The 16,436-nt window shown below is 35.8% G+C and carries 13 protein-coding genes; 6 read left to right on the top strand and 7 right to left on the bottom strand.

Going from position 1 to position 16,436, the window contains the following annotated elements:
- Positions 1 to 9: 9 nt before the first annotated feature.
- Both ACMAZI_RS08275 and ACMAZI_RS08270 read right to left on the bottom strand, forming a co-directional pair.
- A complete protein-coding gene (locus ACMAZI_RS08275) occupies positions 10 to 1,338 on the bottom strand; it encodes a hypothetical protein (RefSeq protein WP_412473396.1) in 1,329 nt (442 codons plus the stop codon).
- Positions 1,339 to 1,342: 4 nt separating this feature from the next.
- Positions 1,343 to 2,686: a glycosyltransferase N-terminal domain-containing protein gene (locus ACMAZI_RS08270; protein ID WP_412473397.1), complete on the bottom strand. Its 1,344-nt coding sequence runs from the start codon at positions 2,684 to 2,686 to the stop codon at positions 1,343 to 1,345.
- Between the two features lie 218 nt (positions 2,687 to 2,904).
- On the opposite strand from ACMAZI_RS08270, the gene ACMAZI_RS08265 reads away from it, so the two are divergent.
- The 5 genes from ACMAZI_RS08265 to ACMAZI_RS08245 all read left to right on the top strand — a co-directional run bounded on the left by ACMAZI_RS08265 (position 2,905) and on the right by ACMAZI_RS08245 (position 8,288).
- Positions 2,905 to 3,783 carry a hypothetical protein gene (locus tag ACMAZI_RS08265; protein ID WP_334678503.1) on the top strand — a complete coding sequence of 293 codons (879 nt, stop codon included), beginning with the start codon at positions 2,905 to 2,907 and terminating at the stop codon, positions 3,781 to 3,783.
- A 139-nt stretch (positions 3,784 to 3,922) separates the two neighbouring features.
- Complete coding sequence (locus tag ACMAZI_RS08260) at positions 3,923 to 5,152, top strand: hypothetical protein (RefSeq protein ID WP_334678502.1); 1,230 nt, start codon at positions 3,923 to 3,925, stop codon at positions 5,150 to 5,152.
- Positions 5,153 to 5,207: 55 nt separating this feature from the next.
- Positions 5,208 to 5,897 carry a dTMP kinase gene (gene tmk, locus ACMAZI_RS08255; RefSeq protein ID WP_115362812.1) on the top strand — a complete coding sequence of 230 codons (690 nt, stop codon included), beginning with the start codon at positions 5,208 to 5,210 and terminating at the stop codon, positions 5,895 to 5,897.
- Positions 5,869 to 6,720 carry a hypothetical protein gene (locus ACMAZI_RS08250; RefSeq protein WP_412473398.1) on the top strand — a complete coding sequence of 284 codons (852 nt, stop codon included), beginning with the start codon at positions 5,869 to 5,871 and terminating at the stop codon, positions 6,718 to 6,720. The genes tmk and ACMAZI_RS08250 overlap by 29 nt, the downstream gene beginning before the upstream one ends.
- Before the next feature lie 83 nt (positions 6,721 to 6,803).
- Positions 6,804 to 8,288, top strand: coding sequence for a stage 0 sporulation family protein (locus ACMAZI_RS08245; protein ID WP_412473399.1), 1,485 nt, complete (start codon positions 6,804 to 6,806; stop codon positions 8,286 to 8,288).
- Here the strand turns inward: ACMAZI_RS08245 and ACMAZI_RS08240 are convergent.
- The 5 genes from ACMAZI_RS08240 to ACMAZI_RS08220 form a co-directional block, all read right to left on the bottom strand.
- Complete coding sequence (locus ACMAZI_RS08240) at positions 8,269 to 8,883, bottom strand: alpha/beta hydrolase (RefSeq protein WP_115362817.1); 615 nt, start codon at positions 8,881 to 8,883, stop codon at positions 8,269 to 8,271. The two genes, ACMAZI_RS08245 and ACMAZI_RS08240, sit on opposite strands and share 20 nt — an antisense overlap.
- Positions 8,873 to 10,285 (bottom strand): asparagine--tRNA ligase, encoded by a 1,413-nt coding sequence (asnS, locus tag ACMAZI_RS08235; protein ID WP_412473400.1) that lies wholly within the window; start codon positions 10,283 to 10,285, stop codon positions 8,873 to 8,875. Before asnS ends, ACMAZI_RS08240 begins: the two co-directional genes overlap by 11 nt.
- A gap of 10 nt (positions 10,286 to 10,295) precedes the next feature.
- On the bottom strand, positions 10,296 to 11,294 hold the full coding sequence (locus tag ACMAZI_RS08230) for an adenosine kinase (protein WP_115362820.1): 999 nt from the start codon (positions 11,292 to 11,294) through the stop codon (positions 10,296 to 10,298).
- Positions 11,295 to 11,307: 13 nt separating this feature from the next.
- Positions 11,308 to 12,084 (bottom strand): peroxide stress protein YaaA, encoded by a 777-nt coding sequence (gene yaaA / locus ACMAZI_RS08225; RefSeq protein ID WP_334678497.1) that lies wholly within the window; start codon positions 12,082 to 12,084, stop codon positions 11,308 to 11,310.
- A gap of 85 nt (positions 12,085 to 12,169) precedes the next feature.
- Positions 12,170 to 13,006 (bottom strand): class I SAM-dependent methyltransferase, encoded by an 837-nt coding sequence (locus ACMAZI_RS08220; RefSeq protein WP_412473401.1) that lies wholly within the window; start codon positions 13,004 to 13,006, stop codon positions 12,170 to 12,172.
- 86 nt (positions 13,007 to 13,092) lie between these two features.
- Between ACMAZI_RS08220 and gcvPB the strand changes: the two genes are divergently transcribed.
- The gene (gcvPB, locus tag ACMAZI_RS08215) at positions 13,093 to 16,146 is read left to right on the top strand and encodes an aminomethyl-transferring glycine dehydrogenase subunit GcvPB (RefSeq protein ID WP_412473402.1); all 3,054 of its coding nucleotides are present in this window, start codon (positions 13,093 to 13,095) and stop codon (positions 16,144 to 16,146) included.
- Positions 16,147 to 16,436 lie beyond the last annotated feature (290 nt).

Below are 16,436 nucleotides of genomic sequence, written 5' to 3'. Positions count from 1 at the left end.
TCCCTAATTCTAGACAAAAGTTTTATAGTCTCTTGCCTCTAATAGAGTTTGAGTTATTCCAAGGTTATTTTTCTTTAAAGGCCCGTGATAATACACGCCCTTTACACTTTCAAGTTTACCACGACTTCCTGTTCTAAACTTGAGTTTTACATTTTCTCTAGCATTTAAAAGTCCATGATTTCTTAAAAGACAAACTTCATCTATGGCAACACAATTTAATAAAACGTCTTGTGAATCGATTATCTCATTTTCAATTAGTAGTTTGTGAAACATATCTTGAACAAAGTCTACTTTGAAACAGTCTTCAAAGCGCCAATACACCTTCACTTCACAAACGCCATCACCACCTATTTTTTTACGAATAAAGGCAACGTCGCTACCAAAGCTATGAGCATCAAAATGATAATACTCTCCAGATAATAAATTATCAGACATTTTATAATTAAGCTTGATACAGCCATATACGCTACTTAAATCATGGCCAATTCCCAACCTTTCAACGTTAGAGCTGAAGATGGCCATTTTTGATGGTGCTACAACTCCACTATAAGAAGCAAGTTGAGTGGCCCAAGGTCTTGCGTTTGAAAAACTAAATTCTTCAATCGTATCTTCTAAAGTTACTCCTCCAAGCTTTTCGATGGCATCCTTGGCCTGGGCCTCTAGGGCGAGACTCCAAATAAAGCGATATCTTGGAGATAATAAAACAATGAAGAAGTAAATTAACTCAAGATCAGAAAATGTAAGCTCTATTGATTGTGTATAAATACAGCGCAAAGAACTCATTAGCTTTTGTAATTCACTATTATTTTTAAACTCTCGTCTAAATGAAGAGTAACAATCATAAATATAATCAGGAAGTGCACTTTTAAAAGTAGCAACAGAAACTTGGTGAATCGTCTTGTAACGACATAATGACTCTCCAAGACGACTTACAGCTGTTAGGAAGTCCTCTTCAAAATCACTTATCTCTTTTTGTTCAGAAGCAAGTATCTGCTGCAATTGCGCATGTAAGTTTGGAAATTGCCTTGTTACCTGTGAATAATTCAGATAAGGCCTAGGTGAAGCAAATTCATATCTTTTAGAGTTAACTAATAAGCAAAATGGAGCGAGCTCAAAATTTGATTTCTTAAAAATAGATGACTCTTCATCAATATCTGATATCCATGTTTTAATGAAAGCTAAATCAATAGGCCCATAGAATTTAAAGTAAGGATCGTTAGACTTTATTCTTTGATCTTTTAAATATACGGCATCATGCCCGCTTTTTAAAATTTGAGACGAGGTTAAAAAACTCGTTATATTATTACCTATAATTAATGTATCAATATTTTTATTCATAATTTTACTTTGTTAATAAGTTAATTAATTTTCTCTTGGCCAATTCGCTTTCTTCAATCATAGCAGAGATGACCTCAGGTTTCATAGAGTCTTCATTTTCTTGACTCATTATATGGTAAATCTCATGACAGTCTTCAATAATCTTTATATTAAAATTTGATGAGATAATCATATCGTATTCTGTCGAGCGATGAATATTAGGGCCACAGAAGATCCTTGAACCAGCAACAAATGGCTCCAATAATGAGTGAACACCTTTACCGTGGCCACCACCAACGTACACCTTATGAAAGTATGGATAGATTTCACAAAGGATTCCCTTCACTGTACATAAGATTAGTCCAGGACTCATTGTAATCTCTTTCAGAAAAGACTGAAAAGATTCAAGTGTTAATTTAGATTCATCTAGAATATGTATCTTAAGCTTAGGAGAGAGTTTTTTGATCTCTGATAACATCTCCTCCACTTTATCTTCTTTTAATAAATGGGGAGCTAGAAATACAAATTTCTTCTTATCTGCTATATCATTTAATAAATTTGTATCATTAAAGAAAGTGAATTCATTTATCCACATTTGAGCAAGACAAATTCTATCTTGATAAAGATAGAGTCCTAAAATCTGACTTAAGAACTCATAGTGTTTATGCTTTCTAAAACTCTTTTGACGAGAGTTAATCTGAAGCATACGAAGTTCAATTGGGGCAACGATCTGAGTGCCTAACTGCGCACTTTCAAATACCTTCTGATCTTCAATAGTTGCTGCTATAACCTCACTAAATTGAGCGTAGATAAACTTCTTAATCCAAGAGATGATAGGTTTACCATCTTTATTATACCTTGCTTTTGAGCTTTTTGAAGTAGCGGAAAATAAGATAAACTCACTCATCTTTGATCCAAGATAAATAAGCTCAGGAAAAAAGTCATATCTAACCATCATCATCTTTGAGGCACTAGACCAAGCAATAATATTTTGTCTTTTTAAAAGTGGAAAGTATGTGATGAGGGGCAACCTTAGATAACGAACTCTCTCACGATGGGCCTGATAATATTCAACGACCTTGTGCTCCACACTAGGAGAAGTGAAAAGCAATTCAACATTTTTACCATGTGAAATTAGCTCATCAATAATAGGCCTAATTTGCTCGAACTCCCCTTCACTTGAGAAATGAAATAAGCAGTGGGCCTTCTTGCCTACACGAGAAAATGCCCTCGTGCCTTCATCCAGATAATTTTTGGATTCAAAACTTACTCGACGATAAAATGGCCCTATTCTTAATAAGTAGAAAAATAGAAAAAATGGATAGGCCACTATTCGAAGAATCGCCTGAATAAGAAAAATCAACAACATACAAATAGTATAAAGATACATCTAAGAGAATAGAAGCTAAAAATGTGGTCGAGATGACACCTAGTGGATACATTTTACATAAAATTATAAAAAACGAGTGTCATTTTCTTAAAAAATCTTACATATAACTTTAATTTTGTACCTTAACGAAATTCTGGATTGCCATACAATAAAAAAACTTCGATTATTGGCTATTGTATAAAAAGAGGGAGAAAAAAATGGGATTATTTAGGGGAGCGATACTCGCATTCATGGTTACCAGCGCACTTGGTGCTACATCAACGGCATCAATGCCTTCAGTACCAGCTACAACGACAACTCAACAAACAGCAGCGACACCAAATCCAGAAGAAAACACAATTTGGCAAAAATTAAAGAAATCACCATTCAATGCCCAATATTTAGTGGAAGGCTCAAATGGTTTTAAAGAGTCAATTAATGGATACAGTTTCTATAACTACCTATATCTAGGTTACAATATCAACGACAGATTTGCTGTAAAAGTTGTTCCTTATTGGCAAACAGACTTCTCAGAAAAACAAGAAAATAAAGATGGAAGCCGTACAATTCATCAACAATACGGTGCAACTCAAGCAAGACTTTATGTTAAGAAACTTTTAACTGATAAAGAAAATGGTTACGACCTTTATCTTCAATACCGTCTATACCACTACCCGGCCGCCACAAGAAAGTCTGGATATGATGCAAAACAACGCTTTTACCTAATTGGTGGAAAGACAATTAATGATAAATTAAGAATCGGTACTTATGCATTTTACGAAAGTTATATTAGAAACTCTGGTAAATCATCTCTTTTAGCAAATTACTACGCAGCAGTTGCTCCTACATATTATATAAGTGATAAGCTATATACATCACTTACAATTGACTACTATAGACAACAAAGAAAATCTGGAAGTACAGAATCTGAGACTCTTTCAGTTTCTCCAGAAATTGGATACAGCTTCCCATTTGTTTCTCTTTCAGCATCACTAGCTCTTGAGCCAGTAGACTTTAGAGGTGAAGATCCTGATTTTGTTGATGAAACACTTAAGAATGCCAGACTAGTAGTGTCGGCCTATTTCTCAATCCTATAATTTCATAATTACATTACAGATACTTACTAGGCCGACTTTATAAGTCGGCCTTTATTTTTAAAGCTTTATTAAACATCAGGCAATATTTTCCGATAACTCTAGTAAGAAAGTGATTAAACTTATCAGGGTTTGAGGATTTATGAGTTCAAATACAAAGAAGAAAGTTACAGAATATCTACTGACTAAGAAGCAGATCTCAGCTGGCCTCTATGAGCCAAATGAAGTCTACTACATTAAAGACAGTGGAAAAGAACTTGGACCATTCTGGCAGGAAGATTTAAAAGAGTTTATTGATGACTATGGACTTCTTAATCAAAATGTTCTCGCTAAGAGCTTAAACGACTCAGATTGGACACCAGTAACTTCTCACCCATTATTCCAAAGACGAAGACCTGAAATTGTAAAAGAATTTAAAATTGATGAAGATGATCAATTCTTCTTACTAAAAAATGGTAAGAAAGATGGACCTTTTACAAGCAATGAGGTCAATGCAAAGCTTGATAAATTAGAGGTGCTTCACACTGATCTTGTATCTGTTGATAATGGGATCAGTTGGGGAACTATTTACGAATTTGAAGTATTTGATCGTCGTACTAGAGATAATCAAAGTTTGCCTGAATCACCGCAAGGTCATGTTTTTCAAAACTCTATGCTTGATGCGGATCGTGCGATGGCCGTATCTAAAAAAGATCAAGGCGATCGCGAATTTATTTATGATCTTGCTTATATTGGAAACCAAAAGCTAAATCCGAATAAACCACAAATTGATGATTTTGAACAAAAAGAACAAACAGATAATACTGCAATGTTTAGACTAGCTGCTTTTGCTTTTAGCTTTATCGTTGTAGCTGCAGTATTTTTTACTTTTTCAAACTTTTCAGGAAGCCCTGAGCCAGTAGCGAAAAAACCAAAAGTGCAAAGAACGCAACGTACTCCAGCTGCTAAGAAGAGAACTCAACCAAAAGTTCAAGAAAGGCCAAAGCCTACAAAGAAGCCTACAACGAGAATTAAAAAGAAGAAAGAGGCCCCTAAAAGAGAGATTACAAGAAGCGATAGACCTCTTAATAAAGGAAGTTTTCTAAGTGACACTAGAGAGATGACTGATGGACAAATGGATCCAAGAGACCTGCCTCCTGAAGTTATTTTTGATGATAACTCTGAAGCATTAGAGCTTGATCCGATCAGAGAGAGAATATCAAAAGAAACTTTTGATCCACAACAAGAAGAGTTAGAAAATTATGACGAACTTGATGCGGCCCGTGAAATTGTCGATGATTATCTTGAGCGCTCACCTGCTGCAGGAGGACAAGAAGAGTTCTATGAAGATGAATTTGTCCCTGAAGATGCTATTGAAGGTAGTGAGTATTAAGCAAAATTTTAAAGAATAAGTAGTCAAAAATTAAATATTTGTGTTATTTTTAAGTATGGAAAACACAAATGAAATCACGAATTTAACACAATACTTTAGAAAGGCCGCTTTCCCTGGCTCATATTTTTTCAGTTTCGAAGGTATCGAAGGATCTGGAAAATCAACTCAAATCGTAAAGATTAAAGACTATCTAGAAACAAAAGGTTTCAACGTAATTGTCATTAGAGAACCAGGTGGAACTGCATTTGGGGAAAAGCTTAGACAAGCAATTCTGACGTCTACACAAGAACTTCACCCAGCAGCGGAAGCACACTTATTTGCTTCAGCAAGAGCGCAGAATCTTTCATCATTAATTCTTCCAGAGCTTGAAACACCTAATACTGTTGTTATCTGTGACCGTTTTCTAGATAGCTCAATAGCCTACCAAGGTGTAGCAAGAGGTTTAGGGCCAGAATATATTTTAAATATTCACTCTAGTTTCCCTCTTAATATCGTTCCTCATAAAACATTCTACTTAAGAATTGATTTACAAAAGTCATTAGAGAGACAGCGACTAAGAAATATGCCTAAAGACTATTTTGAATCAAGAGATAATAGCTTTCATCAAAACCTCATTGAAGGATATGATTATTGTGCAAGTATTTTCTCTGATCGCGTATCAGTAATAGATGGTTCACAGAGCATGGATGATGTTACAAACGAATTAATAAATAACATTGACCAAATTATTAATGCAAAAGAATAATCAAGAACAAGATCTCGCCTTTAAGGCCCTCTTTGAAAGATACAAATCTTCTCAGATGGCGCATTTCTATACCCTACACACAGCAGGGCAATTAGAAGTTGATGAGAAATCTAAAATCTTAAGTAATTGGACAACTAACTTCCTTGAAAATATTCTCATGTTTGAAAATAATTGGGATCATGACCATGCAAGCGAATCCTTAACTCTAGGCCATGAAGACATACTAATTATCGAGACAGAAGAGAAAAGCTATAAAGTAAGTGATAAGAAAATTGAAGAATTTTTCGACTTTATTCGATTTAGGCCATCAAAATTAAAATACTGCATTACTATATTTAAAGATTCTCAAAAGATATCACCAATACTGGCAAATAAATTATTAAAAACACTTGAAGAGCCTCCTGCAGGTCATTTATTTATTTTTCTAAAATCTTCAAATGAGAAGTCACTAGCAACAATCGATTCAAGAACTATTAATATTCACATTACTAATGACTCTAATGATAATATTGATAAGATTCATAATCTCGATTTTCATAGCTTTCTAGATAGAAGCTGTAAAGATACTGAACTTAAAGACATCTTAGTAGAGATAAGAGATGGCAATCTAAAATTAGATGCAATCCAAGGCCTTATAAAAGATAAGCCTGCCAGAGAATTAAACCTCCACCACTTAATAGCTGCCTATATTAATCAAAACGATAAATTTGATATTAGGGATCAAATGAAGTGTCTAGAAGCGATAAAGAATTCAACTGAAGAAATTCCATTTAATGGTGCTGTGAAATCACGTCTTTCACGCCTTTTGCAGTTCGTTATTTAAGAAATTTACGATGCATAAAGGCTAGACATAAAGCAGTATAAAGAGGACAATAAGATCTGTTCAAAAATAAATTTGGTAATTAAATGACTGATAATAATACGACGCAGGACTCTGAGCAATCAGAAGCTGCTAAAAATACAGAGACAAAACAAGCAAAGGACTCTCATCGAGAATCCAATAAAGAGCAAAAGAAAAAAGCAAATAAGTTCAGCAAGCACGATGACAAACTTGCTAAAGAGCAAGAGGGAAAGTTCGAAGAAGGACAGACCCTAACGATGGTCCGTGTTAGATTTCCTGGTAATGCTAAATCTCAGCCTTTTTTACTTGGTAAGAGAAAGTTTACTTATGGCCAAAAAGTTATTGCCATGAGTGACCGCGGAATGACTGTAGGTTATATCAACTCTTTTCCATATGAAGTTGAATTTGATAAATCAATGCTACCAATCCGCTCCATCTCAAAAGTTGCCACTCAAGAAGATATTGACGAACAAAAAAGCTATATGAAAAAGGAAAATGAGGCAGAAGTCACATGTATTCGCCTCATTGAAAAACATAATCTCAATATGAACCTAACTCACGTTGAATTTATTCAATTTGGGAAAAAGGCCGTTTTCTACTTCACAGCTCCAGAGCGTGTTGACTTTAGAAACCTCGTCAAAGACCTTGTTTCTGAAATAAAGATGCGTATTGAACTTCGTCAAATTTCAGTAAGAGACCGTGCTGCGGCACTTGGTGCAACCGGTGCTTGTGGACTACAAACGTGTTGTTCATACTTTCTAACAAACTACGGTAATACATCGATAAAAATGGCAAAGAATCAAAATCTTGCCCTTATCCCGGCCAAGATTAATGGTGTTTGTGGACAAGTTAAATGCTGTATTAAGTATGAAGATGATGTTTATACAAATAAGAGAGAATTCCTTCCAGGTGAAGGATCATATATTCGCACTAAAAATGGCGATATTGGAAAGGTCCTAAAGCTTCATATTCTCCTTGAACAATTTGAAATGCTTACAGACCGTGGCTATATCCGCCGCTACTACAAGAATCAATTCGACCGCAAACGTTGTCGTCCACCAAAAGATTGGAAATTCCCGACAGAGTTTAGATCAATCACAAAAGAAAACTCTGTTGTTATTGGAATTGAAGAACTAGAAGAAGAGCTACGCCTAAGAAAGCAAGCATTTCTAAAGAGCCTTCACGATGAAGATGATGATCAAGACGAAGATGCTCATGAGTTAATGGATGATGAAGAATCGACTTCAGATGATGAGGAAATTGAAAAGCTTCCTCTTGATTCAACTGAAGATGAAAATGACAATATTCCAAAAGAAAATGTCGAAAAGAAGCGTCATAACAATAATAGGCCAAAGAGACGATCAAATAATAATCGCAATCGCGGCCCTAGAAATGACAAATCAGATAATAAAGATGGTGAAAAGAAGTCTCGTGGGAGAAATAATCGCAACCGTCCACCAAAAGGTAAAGGCGGTGGAAACTTCCGTAAACCATCAGGTGAAAAGTCTGAAAACAAAGGGGCCAACTCCCCTAAGAAGTCTGATCAATAATTCTTTTTAATGAATCATAAGCGCGATGGTGAGGGAAACGATTTTCTCTTACCATCTCAATATTTGGTAACTTTCCAAGAAACTTCACATTTAACATTTCATCTTTCTTATCAACAACAACCTTACGAAGACATTTCTTTAGCTCAATCTTCTCGTTTAACAAAATAATTTCACGATAAACACCAAGGCTTACATATGAACGAACGCGAGTCTTTATTGGGGCAAGAGATGGTATTGGAAGGATTGCGGCAGGGCCTTTAGCAACCTTACCAACAAGCTTTGCTAATTTATTACGAGGTATAAATGCAGGAGCAACGTAAGTAATCTTACGATCCCCTACTTCAATCACATCGTGTTGTATTAGCCATTCTATTAATAGAGCACTTAAAGAGTGGGCCACAATATGAGCGGTAGGATTTGTTTTAAATACCTCTTTAATACGCTCACAATCTTCTTTAAGATTTGGCCTGGCCTTCTTATTAAAAGAAAGTGAAATATACTTAACATTTGGATTTGAAAAAATAAAAGATCCCGGGGCCTGATTGAGCCCCGGAAAGAATACTATATTTGGATAGTTTTTTTGATTAGAAGTCACAATTTCCCGGAGTACGAGGGAAAGCAATTACATCGCGAATATTACTCATACCAGTAATATACATAATTGCTCTTTCAAACCCAAGGCCAAAGCCAGAGTGAGGAGCAGAACCGAACTTACGAAGCTCAAGGTACCACCAGTAACCTTCTTTCTCCATTCCCATCTCATCCATACGCTTTGTAAGCTTATCAAGGTCTTCTTCACGTTGTGATCCACCAATGAGCTCACCAATACCAGGAACAAGAACATCCATGGCACGAACAGTTTTACCATCGTCATTTTGCTTCATATAGAAGGCCTTACATGTTTTCGGGTAGTCTGTAACTGTAACAGGCGACTTGAAATGAACATCTGTTAAATATTTCTCATGTTCAGTTTGTAGCTCATCTCCCCAATTCGTTCGGAATTCAAATTTTTGGCCAGAAGCATTTAATATATCAATTGCTTCTGTGTAAGTAATCTTTTTGAACTCTCCATCACGAACGGCAGCTAAAGTTTCAAAATGAGACGCATCAACATCTGTAAATGGCATCTTATATAAGAACTCAAGTTCTTTGCGACAATTAGTGAAAGCATAATCAATCATATACTTTATATAATCAGCAGCAAGATCAGCAACATCATCAAGATCAGCAAAAGCAACCTCTGGCTCAATCATCCAAAACTCTGCTAAGTGACGTTTTGTATTAGAGTTTTCAGATCGAAATGTCGGCCCAAATGTATAAACCTTACCAAGACCAAGAGCGTGGCACTCACCTTCAAGCTGACCTGTAACACATAGTGAAACATCTTTACCAAAGTAGTCCTTAGTAAAATCAACTTCACCTTTATCATTTTTGGCCGGGTTTTGCTTATCAAGAGTTGATACATTAAACATCTCACCAGCACCTTCACCATCTACTGCAGTAATAATTGGCGAATTTAAATAGAAGAAGCCTTTTTCATTAAAGAAATTATGAGTGGCCATTGCAAGTGCGTGACGTACACGAAAAACTGCGCCAAAGAGATTTGTTCTAACTCTTAAGTGAGCAATATCTCTTAAGTGTTCAAGAGAAGTTCCTTTCTTTTGAAGAGGATATGATTCATCAACTGCACCAATAATTTCACCAGTAACTGCTTGCATCTCAATTGTTTGATTCTTTCCTTGAGACTCAACAACCTTACCTGTGATTGAAACACATGTTCCTGTTAGCATCGTTGATAGAGCTTCATAATTTTCAATATCAGCATCTGCTACAATTTGGAGTAGATCTTGAGAAGATCCATCATTAAGAACAATGAATGAAAACTTCTTAGACTTTCTAACTGAGCGAACCCAACCTTTAACCACTACTTCATTACCGATAAAATCACTTGAACGATCAAATAATTTCTTTAATTCAATACGCTTTAAATCTGTCATTTAATACCTTCTATAAAACTTCTTTTAAAATACTCTGAGTTGTTTCTTTTTCTAGTCTTGGACCATATTGAGTCACAAGTTTTGCTGAGCAAGAACAAGCAAGTGTTCCAGCTTGAGCGTAATTTAGGCCATTAGTAATCCCATAAAGGAATGCTCCAGCAAATAAGTCACCTGCACCATTTGTATCCATAGCTGTTACTTTTGGAGATGAAACGTTTAGACGCTCATTTCCATCGAATAAGTAAGCACCTTTGGCCCCTGCAGTAATAGCAAATGTATGAGAAACTTCTTTAAGAGCATTGAAGGCATCATCTATATTATCTAATCCTGTGAACGACTTCGCTTCTTCTTCATTACAAAATAGAAGATCAAGTTTTTCACTTCCGATCATTTTCTTAAAACCATCCTTAAAGAATCCAACAATACCTGGATCAGAAAAAGTTAATGCAACTTTAACATCATTTTTGCGTGCATAATCTCTTGCCGTTTCGCAAGCAGCAATGCCTGCAGCTCCAGTAACAAGGTAGCCTTCCATATATAGCCACTTACTTTCACCAAGACTAGCAAGATCCAGTTGATCATCTGAATAAGTTGCAGTTGTTCCAAGGAAAGTATTCATTGTTCTTTCAGCATCATCTGAAATCATAACGAGACACTTACCTGTTTCACCATCATATAGGCCTTGCTCAATATTAGACTTTACACCATTAGCAAGAAGATCATTCTTGTAGAACTCTCCTGTCTCATCATCTGCAACTTTACAAGAGTAGAAAGTCTTTGCTCCAAGCTGAGTCGCACCAATAATTGTATTTGCAGCAGAACCACCACATGCTCTGGAATGACCAACGTTATTACCACTTAAAGCTTTAAGAAGATGATCTTGTCTTTCCTTTTCAACAAGAGTCATAAGACCTTTTTCTATTAAGTGATCAGTTAAGAATTCATCACTAACTTTAAATTCCATATCAACAAGGGCATTTCCCATTCCATAAATATCGTACTTCTTCATATAAATTCCTTTATTATTCTTCTCTTCTTTTAAATATTAATTCGTTACTAGCTTCATCAAATCCATCATATTGATATCCGGCCACATTAAACTTCTTGAGACCTTCAATATCTTTGACTTTATTTTCGATAATATAACGGGCCATCATTCCACGTGCTCTTTTAGCATTGAATGAGATCACTTTATATTTACCATTCTTCCAATCAAGAAAGCGTATATTTACTAATTCGGGAACTAGCTTATCTTTCTTCACACTTTTGAAATACTCTTCTGAAGCGAGGTTCACAAGGTACTTAGACTTATTCTTCTTAGCGTCTTCATTGATTTTTTCAACAATTTTATCGCCCCAGAAGTTATAGAGATTTGTTAATCCTTCTGCGTTGATACGTGTTCCCATCTCAAGTCGGTAAGCTCTTAACTCATCAAGTGGTGCTAAAACACCATATAGACCAGATAAGATTTTTAAATGCTTTTGGGCGTAATTCAACTCACTTTTTTTGAATTCACTTGCATTTAGTCCCTGGTATGTATCGCCAGCAAAGCTAAAGACGGCCGCACCAAGATCATTTGTCTTCTTAAACTTTTTAAAACGCTCCACATTTAAATTTGCAAGATTATCAGAGAGCTTCATCATTTTAGAAAGATCACTACTATCAAATTTTGCCATTTTCTTTGCCAACTCACTGGCCTCATCGATGAATGCAGGCGTTTGTAATTCGACATTATTTGCAAGCTCAATTTCTGAGTGGTCAAAATTAAGTTTTTTCGCAGGTGAGATAACAATATCCATGAATATCCTTTGAATAAAATTCGTAACTAAACGCTTGAAATGATAACAATAACTTTATCAAAAGACTATGATTTCTTAGGAGTATTTAAGGGATAAAATAACGTTCATAACGTGTGGATTTACCTGTATAGACAACTTTCTGACACCTAGAATCATCCGGTAGTTCTAAATTAGGTGCTTTCAATGGCCTCTTAAAACAAACCAACTTAAATTTCTTACATAATTCAGATAAAATAGTAGCTTGGTCTTCGTCACTTCCAACAAGTTCTTTGAATGTTTCCATTTCCTTACGGCTAAGGGCGCTCTTTGTTTTGGACTTACCTGATTCGTACATCGGATCATAAAAGCAGCGATCGTAGTCAGCGGGAATTTCACTAGAATAGGCCTGGCCATATTCTAGCCTCATCTGATTTTTAAAGGTTTGAGCAATCATTTCGTCGTCACTAGCACAGGCCTGCAAATAGGCCCATAATCCTAACGCAAAGACATATGGGTTTCTTTCAAAACAAATTAACTTGCATTTAAAACTTAATAATAAACAAGCATCTTTTCCTGTCCCCATTGTTGCATCAATAATTAGATTATGTGCTAAATCATCACCCTTGAGTTTTAGAGCTCGAAAAAGAGGCTCTTTAGTAACTGCATAGCGTTTTTTGAGATGTGACTTTAATTCTTTGGCCCAATCCAGTGTTAGCTTAGATGATTTTTTCAAATCAATTAAACTTAACTGTTCACCATTAAAATCTAAATAATAAGAAACCTCATCTGTTAAGCTTGAACAAATCTCAAATTCGACACCAAAATCTCTTAACTGTTTGGCCCAAAGACCTAGTGCATCGTTCTGAGATTCTAATGATTTCATATTAATATCAATGCCATGAACAAGAATTTGAATAGGTGTTAGTTTTACGTCATTTTTCATATTAAAATCAAGTAGATGGCCTGTTGTTTCTATGTTATAAAATCATTCTTAATTGAGACACAATTTATAACACAATTGGAGAATGGATGTCACACACACAAGACGTTTCTAATGCAACAATCGATAAATTAGGATTTGATCCTAGAAGTTTGAAGGTAAACTCTCAGGATATAAACCGTGAGCTAGCAAAGAATTATATTAGCGCTAGTGATAACGACATAGAATCAATGTTAAAAGAGCTAGGTCTTAAATCTCTTGATGAGCTTTTTTCACATATCAAAGATGACGTTAAATTCTCTGAAAAGATCGCTTTAGAAAAAGGCCTTAACTACGACGAGCTAGTAGCTAATTTAGATACACTCTCTAAGAAAAATAACATCCCTACTAATTACTTAGGAGATGGACTACCACAGTATAAGATTCACGATATTGTTCCTTACGTATGTAATATCCGCGGACTTACTACTGCCTATACTCCATATCAACCAGAAAGGTCTCAGGGAACACTAAACACTCTTTGGATCTATTCAAGTGCAATAACTGCACTAACTGGTTTTGAAGCAATTAACTCTTCTCTTTATGAAAGATCAACTTGCTTATTTGAAGCACTTAAAACAGGTGTTCGTTTAGCTAGAAAAAAAACAAAGGTTCTTGTAAGTGAGGCAATTTACCCACAAGACAGAAGTGTAATTGAAACAAATGCTGCACATACTGGATTAGAAATCTTATGGGCACCTATTAATAAAGAAAGCGGACTTATTGATTTCGAAATTACAAAAGAGATCCTTACTACAAATAAAGACATCGCTGCATTTGCCTTTGGACAAGTAAACTCTCTTGGACTTTTAGAAGATGTCGATGCTCTAACAGATTTATGCCAAGAAAATGACGTGTCATCTATTGCAATTATTGATCCAATTCTTCTTGCAAACAAAGGACTTAAAAAACCAAGTGAGTACGGAAGTGACAAGTCAGGTGTCACAATGATTGTTGGTGAAGGCCAACACTTATGTCTTGATGCAAATTACGGAGGACCTGGTCTTGGTATTTTCGGTATTCGATTTAACGAAAAGAACAAGAATCAAATCCGTCAAACTGCTGGCCGCTATGTTGGTAATGCAGTTGATATGAATAATAAACAATGTCTAGCAATGGTTCTATCGACTCGTGAACAACATATTCGTCGAGAGAAGGCAACGAGTAATATTTGTTCTAACCAATCTTTTGTAGCAACAATTGCAGGAGCCGCCCTTCTTGCTCACGGTGATCAAGGGCTAGAAACGAAGCTTGGGATCTCAAGACAAAACACACAATACTTCCTTGCTAATATTTTACACCTTGATGGTGTTGAATTAGCTTTTAATGCGCCTTATTTCAATGAAGTCGTTTTAAAAATCAATAAGCCAGTAAAAGACTTCATCAACTCTAATGATGATATTGTTATAGGAAAAGATATCACTGGACGCCACGGGCTAGAAGGAAATCTATTAAAGATTTCATTTGGTGATCTTCATTCACAAGAAGATATCGACAAGCTTATTAGCGTATTTAAAAATAATTTCACAGGTGATGAAAATGCAGATGTATTCATGCCTGATTTACCAGAAAAGTTCCTACGTACAGACGCACCAGGGATAGCTCAATTTACATTAGAAGAAGTAAAGGCCTTCTATGATAAATGTGGAGAGCTAAATGTGTCTCCTGATGATGCGATCTATCCACTAGGTTCATGTACAATGAAGTATAACCCATACGTAAATGACTGGGCAGCAGGTCTAAAAGGCTTCACAATGGCCCATCCAGACCTAGATGATAAATACACTCAAGGAACTCTTGAGCTCCTTTATAATATTCAAGAAGACTTTAAGGCCATCACAGGACTACCAGGTGTTGTAACTCAAGCAGTTGCAGGAGCTCAAGGAGAGCTTGTTGGTATTAAAATGTTTCAAGCATACCATGCTGATAAAGGAAATGCGCAAACTAAGAATGTTATCTTAATACCAAAATCAGCGCATGGAACTAACCCAGCAACTGCTGCAGTGGCAGGATTTGTTCCTGGTAAAGTGGATGGAAAACAAGTCGGAATTATCACTCTTGATGCTGACCAAAGAGGTCAAATTGATCTTGAGCAATTAAAAGAGATTATTAAAACAGATGGTGATCGCATTGCCGGTATCATGGTTACAAATCCAAATACAGCAGGTGTTTTTGAAGAAAACTTCAAAGAAGTTGCAGACCTAATTCACTCAGTAGATGGGCTTGTCTATATGGATGGGGCCAATATGAATGCAATTGCTGGTATTGTCTCTTTAGAAAAGCTTGGTGTTGATGCTTGCCATAATAACCTACATAAAACTTGGACTATTCCACATGGTGGAGGTGGACCAGGAGATGCTATTGTAGCAGTAAGTGACAAACTCGTTGATTATATACCAGGTACTCAAGTTGAAAAACTTTCAGATGGAAGCTTTAAAAAAGTACGTGCAAAAAAATGCATCGGAGACTTTCACCGTCACGATGGAAATGTTGCCCACAAAGTTCGTGCATACACTTACCTTAAGGCCCTCGGTCAAGACGGCGTTGTTACGATGTCACAAATTGCAGTTTTAAGTGCAAGGTACTTATTTAATAAACTTAAAGATGTATATCCAATGCTACCTCTTGGTGCAGACAATACACCGAGAATGCATGAGTTTATTATTACATTAAGTGATGATATGTTTGCTCATATTGAAAAATCTGGGACACCAAAGAATCAAATCATTGCAAAGGTTGGAAAGCTATTTTTAGACTTTGGACTTCATGCTCCAACAGTTGCCTTCCCTGAAGTTTTTGGTTTAATGATCGAGCCAACTGAATCATTTACTAAAAAAGAACTAGATGAATTCTGTGATGTACTCATTGCAATCAAGAATGTTTTAAGCGATTCTCCAGAAGTTCTTCAAACAGCACCGCACTTTACACCAATAAAGAAAGTAGATGAGGTATGGGCCAATAAGAATCTAAAATTCTACACAGAGCTTAAAGAATTGTGGGAGCTACCAAGTGACGAAGTTTCGCCTAAGCAATTAAGGCTAAATGATGCAATCGAAGTAGTTGAAATGATTAGAAAAAAACACAGAGAAATAAAAGAAGCATAGAAATAAAAAACGCCAGTCAGTGACTGGCGTTTATATATTGAAGTAGCAGGAATTGAAAAACATACGAATAATTCGAGAATAAACAACAACACGAAAATTAACACGAATTTGGGGAACAAAGAACAACAACACAACTTTATCGATATGTTTATTCATCAATCCCTGCTACATATGTCTGTGATTTATACGATGTGATTTTGGAAGTTACAACCTATCATTTTTGCACGTGTAAATATTACAAAGGGGTCTTGAACTGTTAAGCCTTGTTATTAACAAAGCTTAATTCAGAT

The organism is Halobacteriovorax sp. YZS-3-1 (genome assembly GCF_047084945.1).
Classification (GTDB): Bacteria; Bdellovibrionota; Bacteriovoracia; order Bacteriovoracales; family Bacteriovoracaceae; genus Halobacteriovorax_A; species Halobacteriovorax_A vibrionivorans.
This window is presented reverse-complemented; position numbering and strand designations above follow the sequence as displayed.

What these genes read in the sequence shown, in the direction of transcription:
- ACMAZI_RS08275 (WP_412473396.1), bottom strand. Translation starts at nt 1,338, where the DNA reads ATGAATAAAAATATTGATACATTAATTATAGGTAATAATATAACGAGT.
- ACMAZI_RS08270 (WP_412473397.1), bottom strand. Translation starts at nt 2,686, where the DNA reads ATGTTGTTGATTTTTCTTATTCAGGCGATTCTTCGAATAGTGGCCTAT.
- ACMAZI_RS08265 (WP_334678503.1), top strand. Translation starts at nt 2,905, where the DNA reads ATGGGATTATTTAGGGGAGCGATACTCGCATTCATGGTTACCAGCGCA.
- ACMAZI_RS08260 (WP_334678502.1), top strand. Translation starts at nt 3,923, where the DNA reads ATGAGTTCAAATACAAAGAAGAAAGTTACAGAATATCTACTGACTAAG.
- tmk (WP_115362812.1), top strand. Translation starts at nt 5,208, where the DNA reads ATGGAAAACACAAATGAAATCACGAATTTAACACAATACTTTAGAAAG.
- ACMAZI_RS08245 (WP_412473399.1), top strand. Translation starts at nt 6,804, where the DNA reads ATGACTGATAATAATACGACGCAGGACTCTGAGCAATCAGAAGCTGCT.
- asnS (WP_412473400.1), bottom strand. Translation starts at nt 10,285, where the DNA reads ATGACAGATTTAAAGCGTATTGAATTAAAGAAATTATTTGATCGTTCA.
- ACMAZI_RS08230 (WP_115362820.1), bottom strand. Translation starts at nt 11,294, where the DNA reads ATGAAGAAGTACGATATTTATGGAATGGGAAATGCCCTTGTTGATATG.
- yaaA (WP_334678497.1), bottom strand. Translation starts at nt 12,084, where the DNA reads ATGGATATTGTTATCTCACCTGCGAAAAAACTTAATTTTGACCACTCA.
- ACMAZI_RS08220 (WP_412473401.1), bottom strand. Translation starts at nt 13,006, where the DNA reads ATGAAAAATGACGTAAAACTAACACCTATTCAAATTCTTGTTCATGGC.
- gcvPB (WP_412473402.1), top strand. Translation starts at nt 13,093, where the DNA reads ATGTCACACACACAAGACGTTTCTAATGCAACAATCGATAAATTAGGA.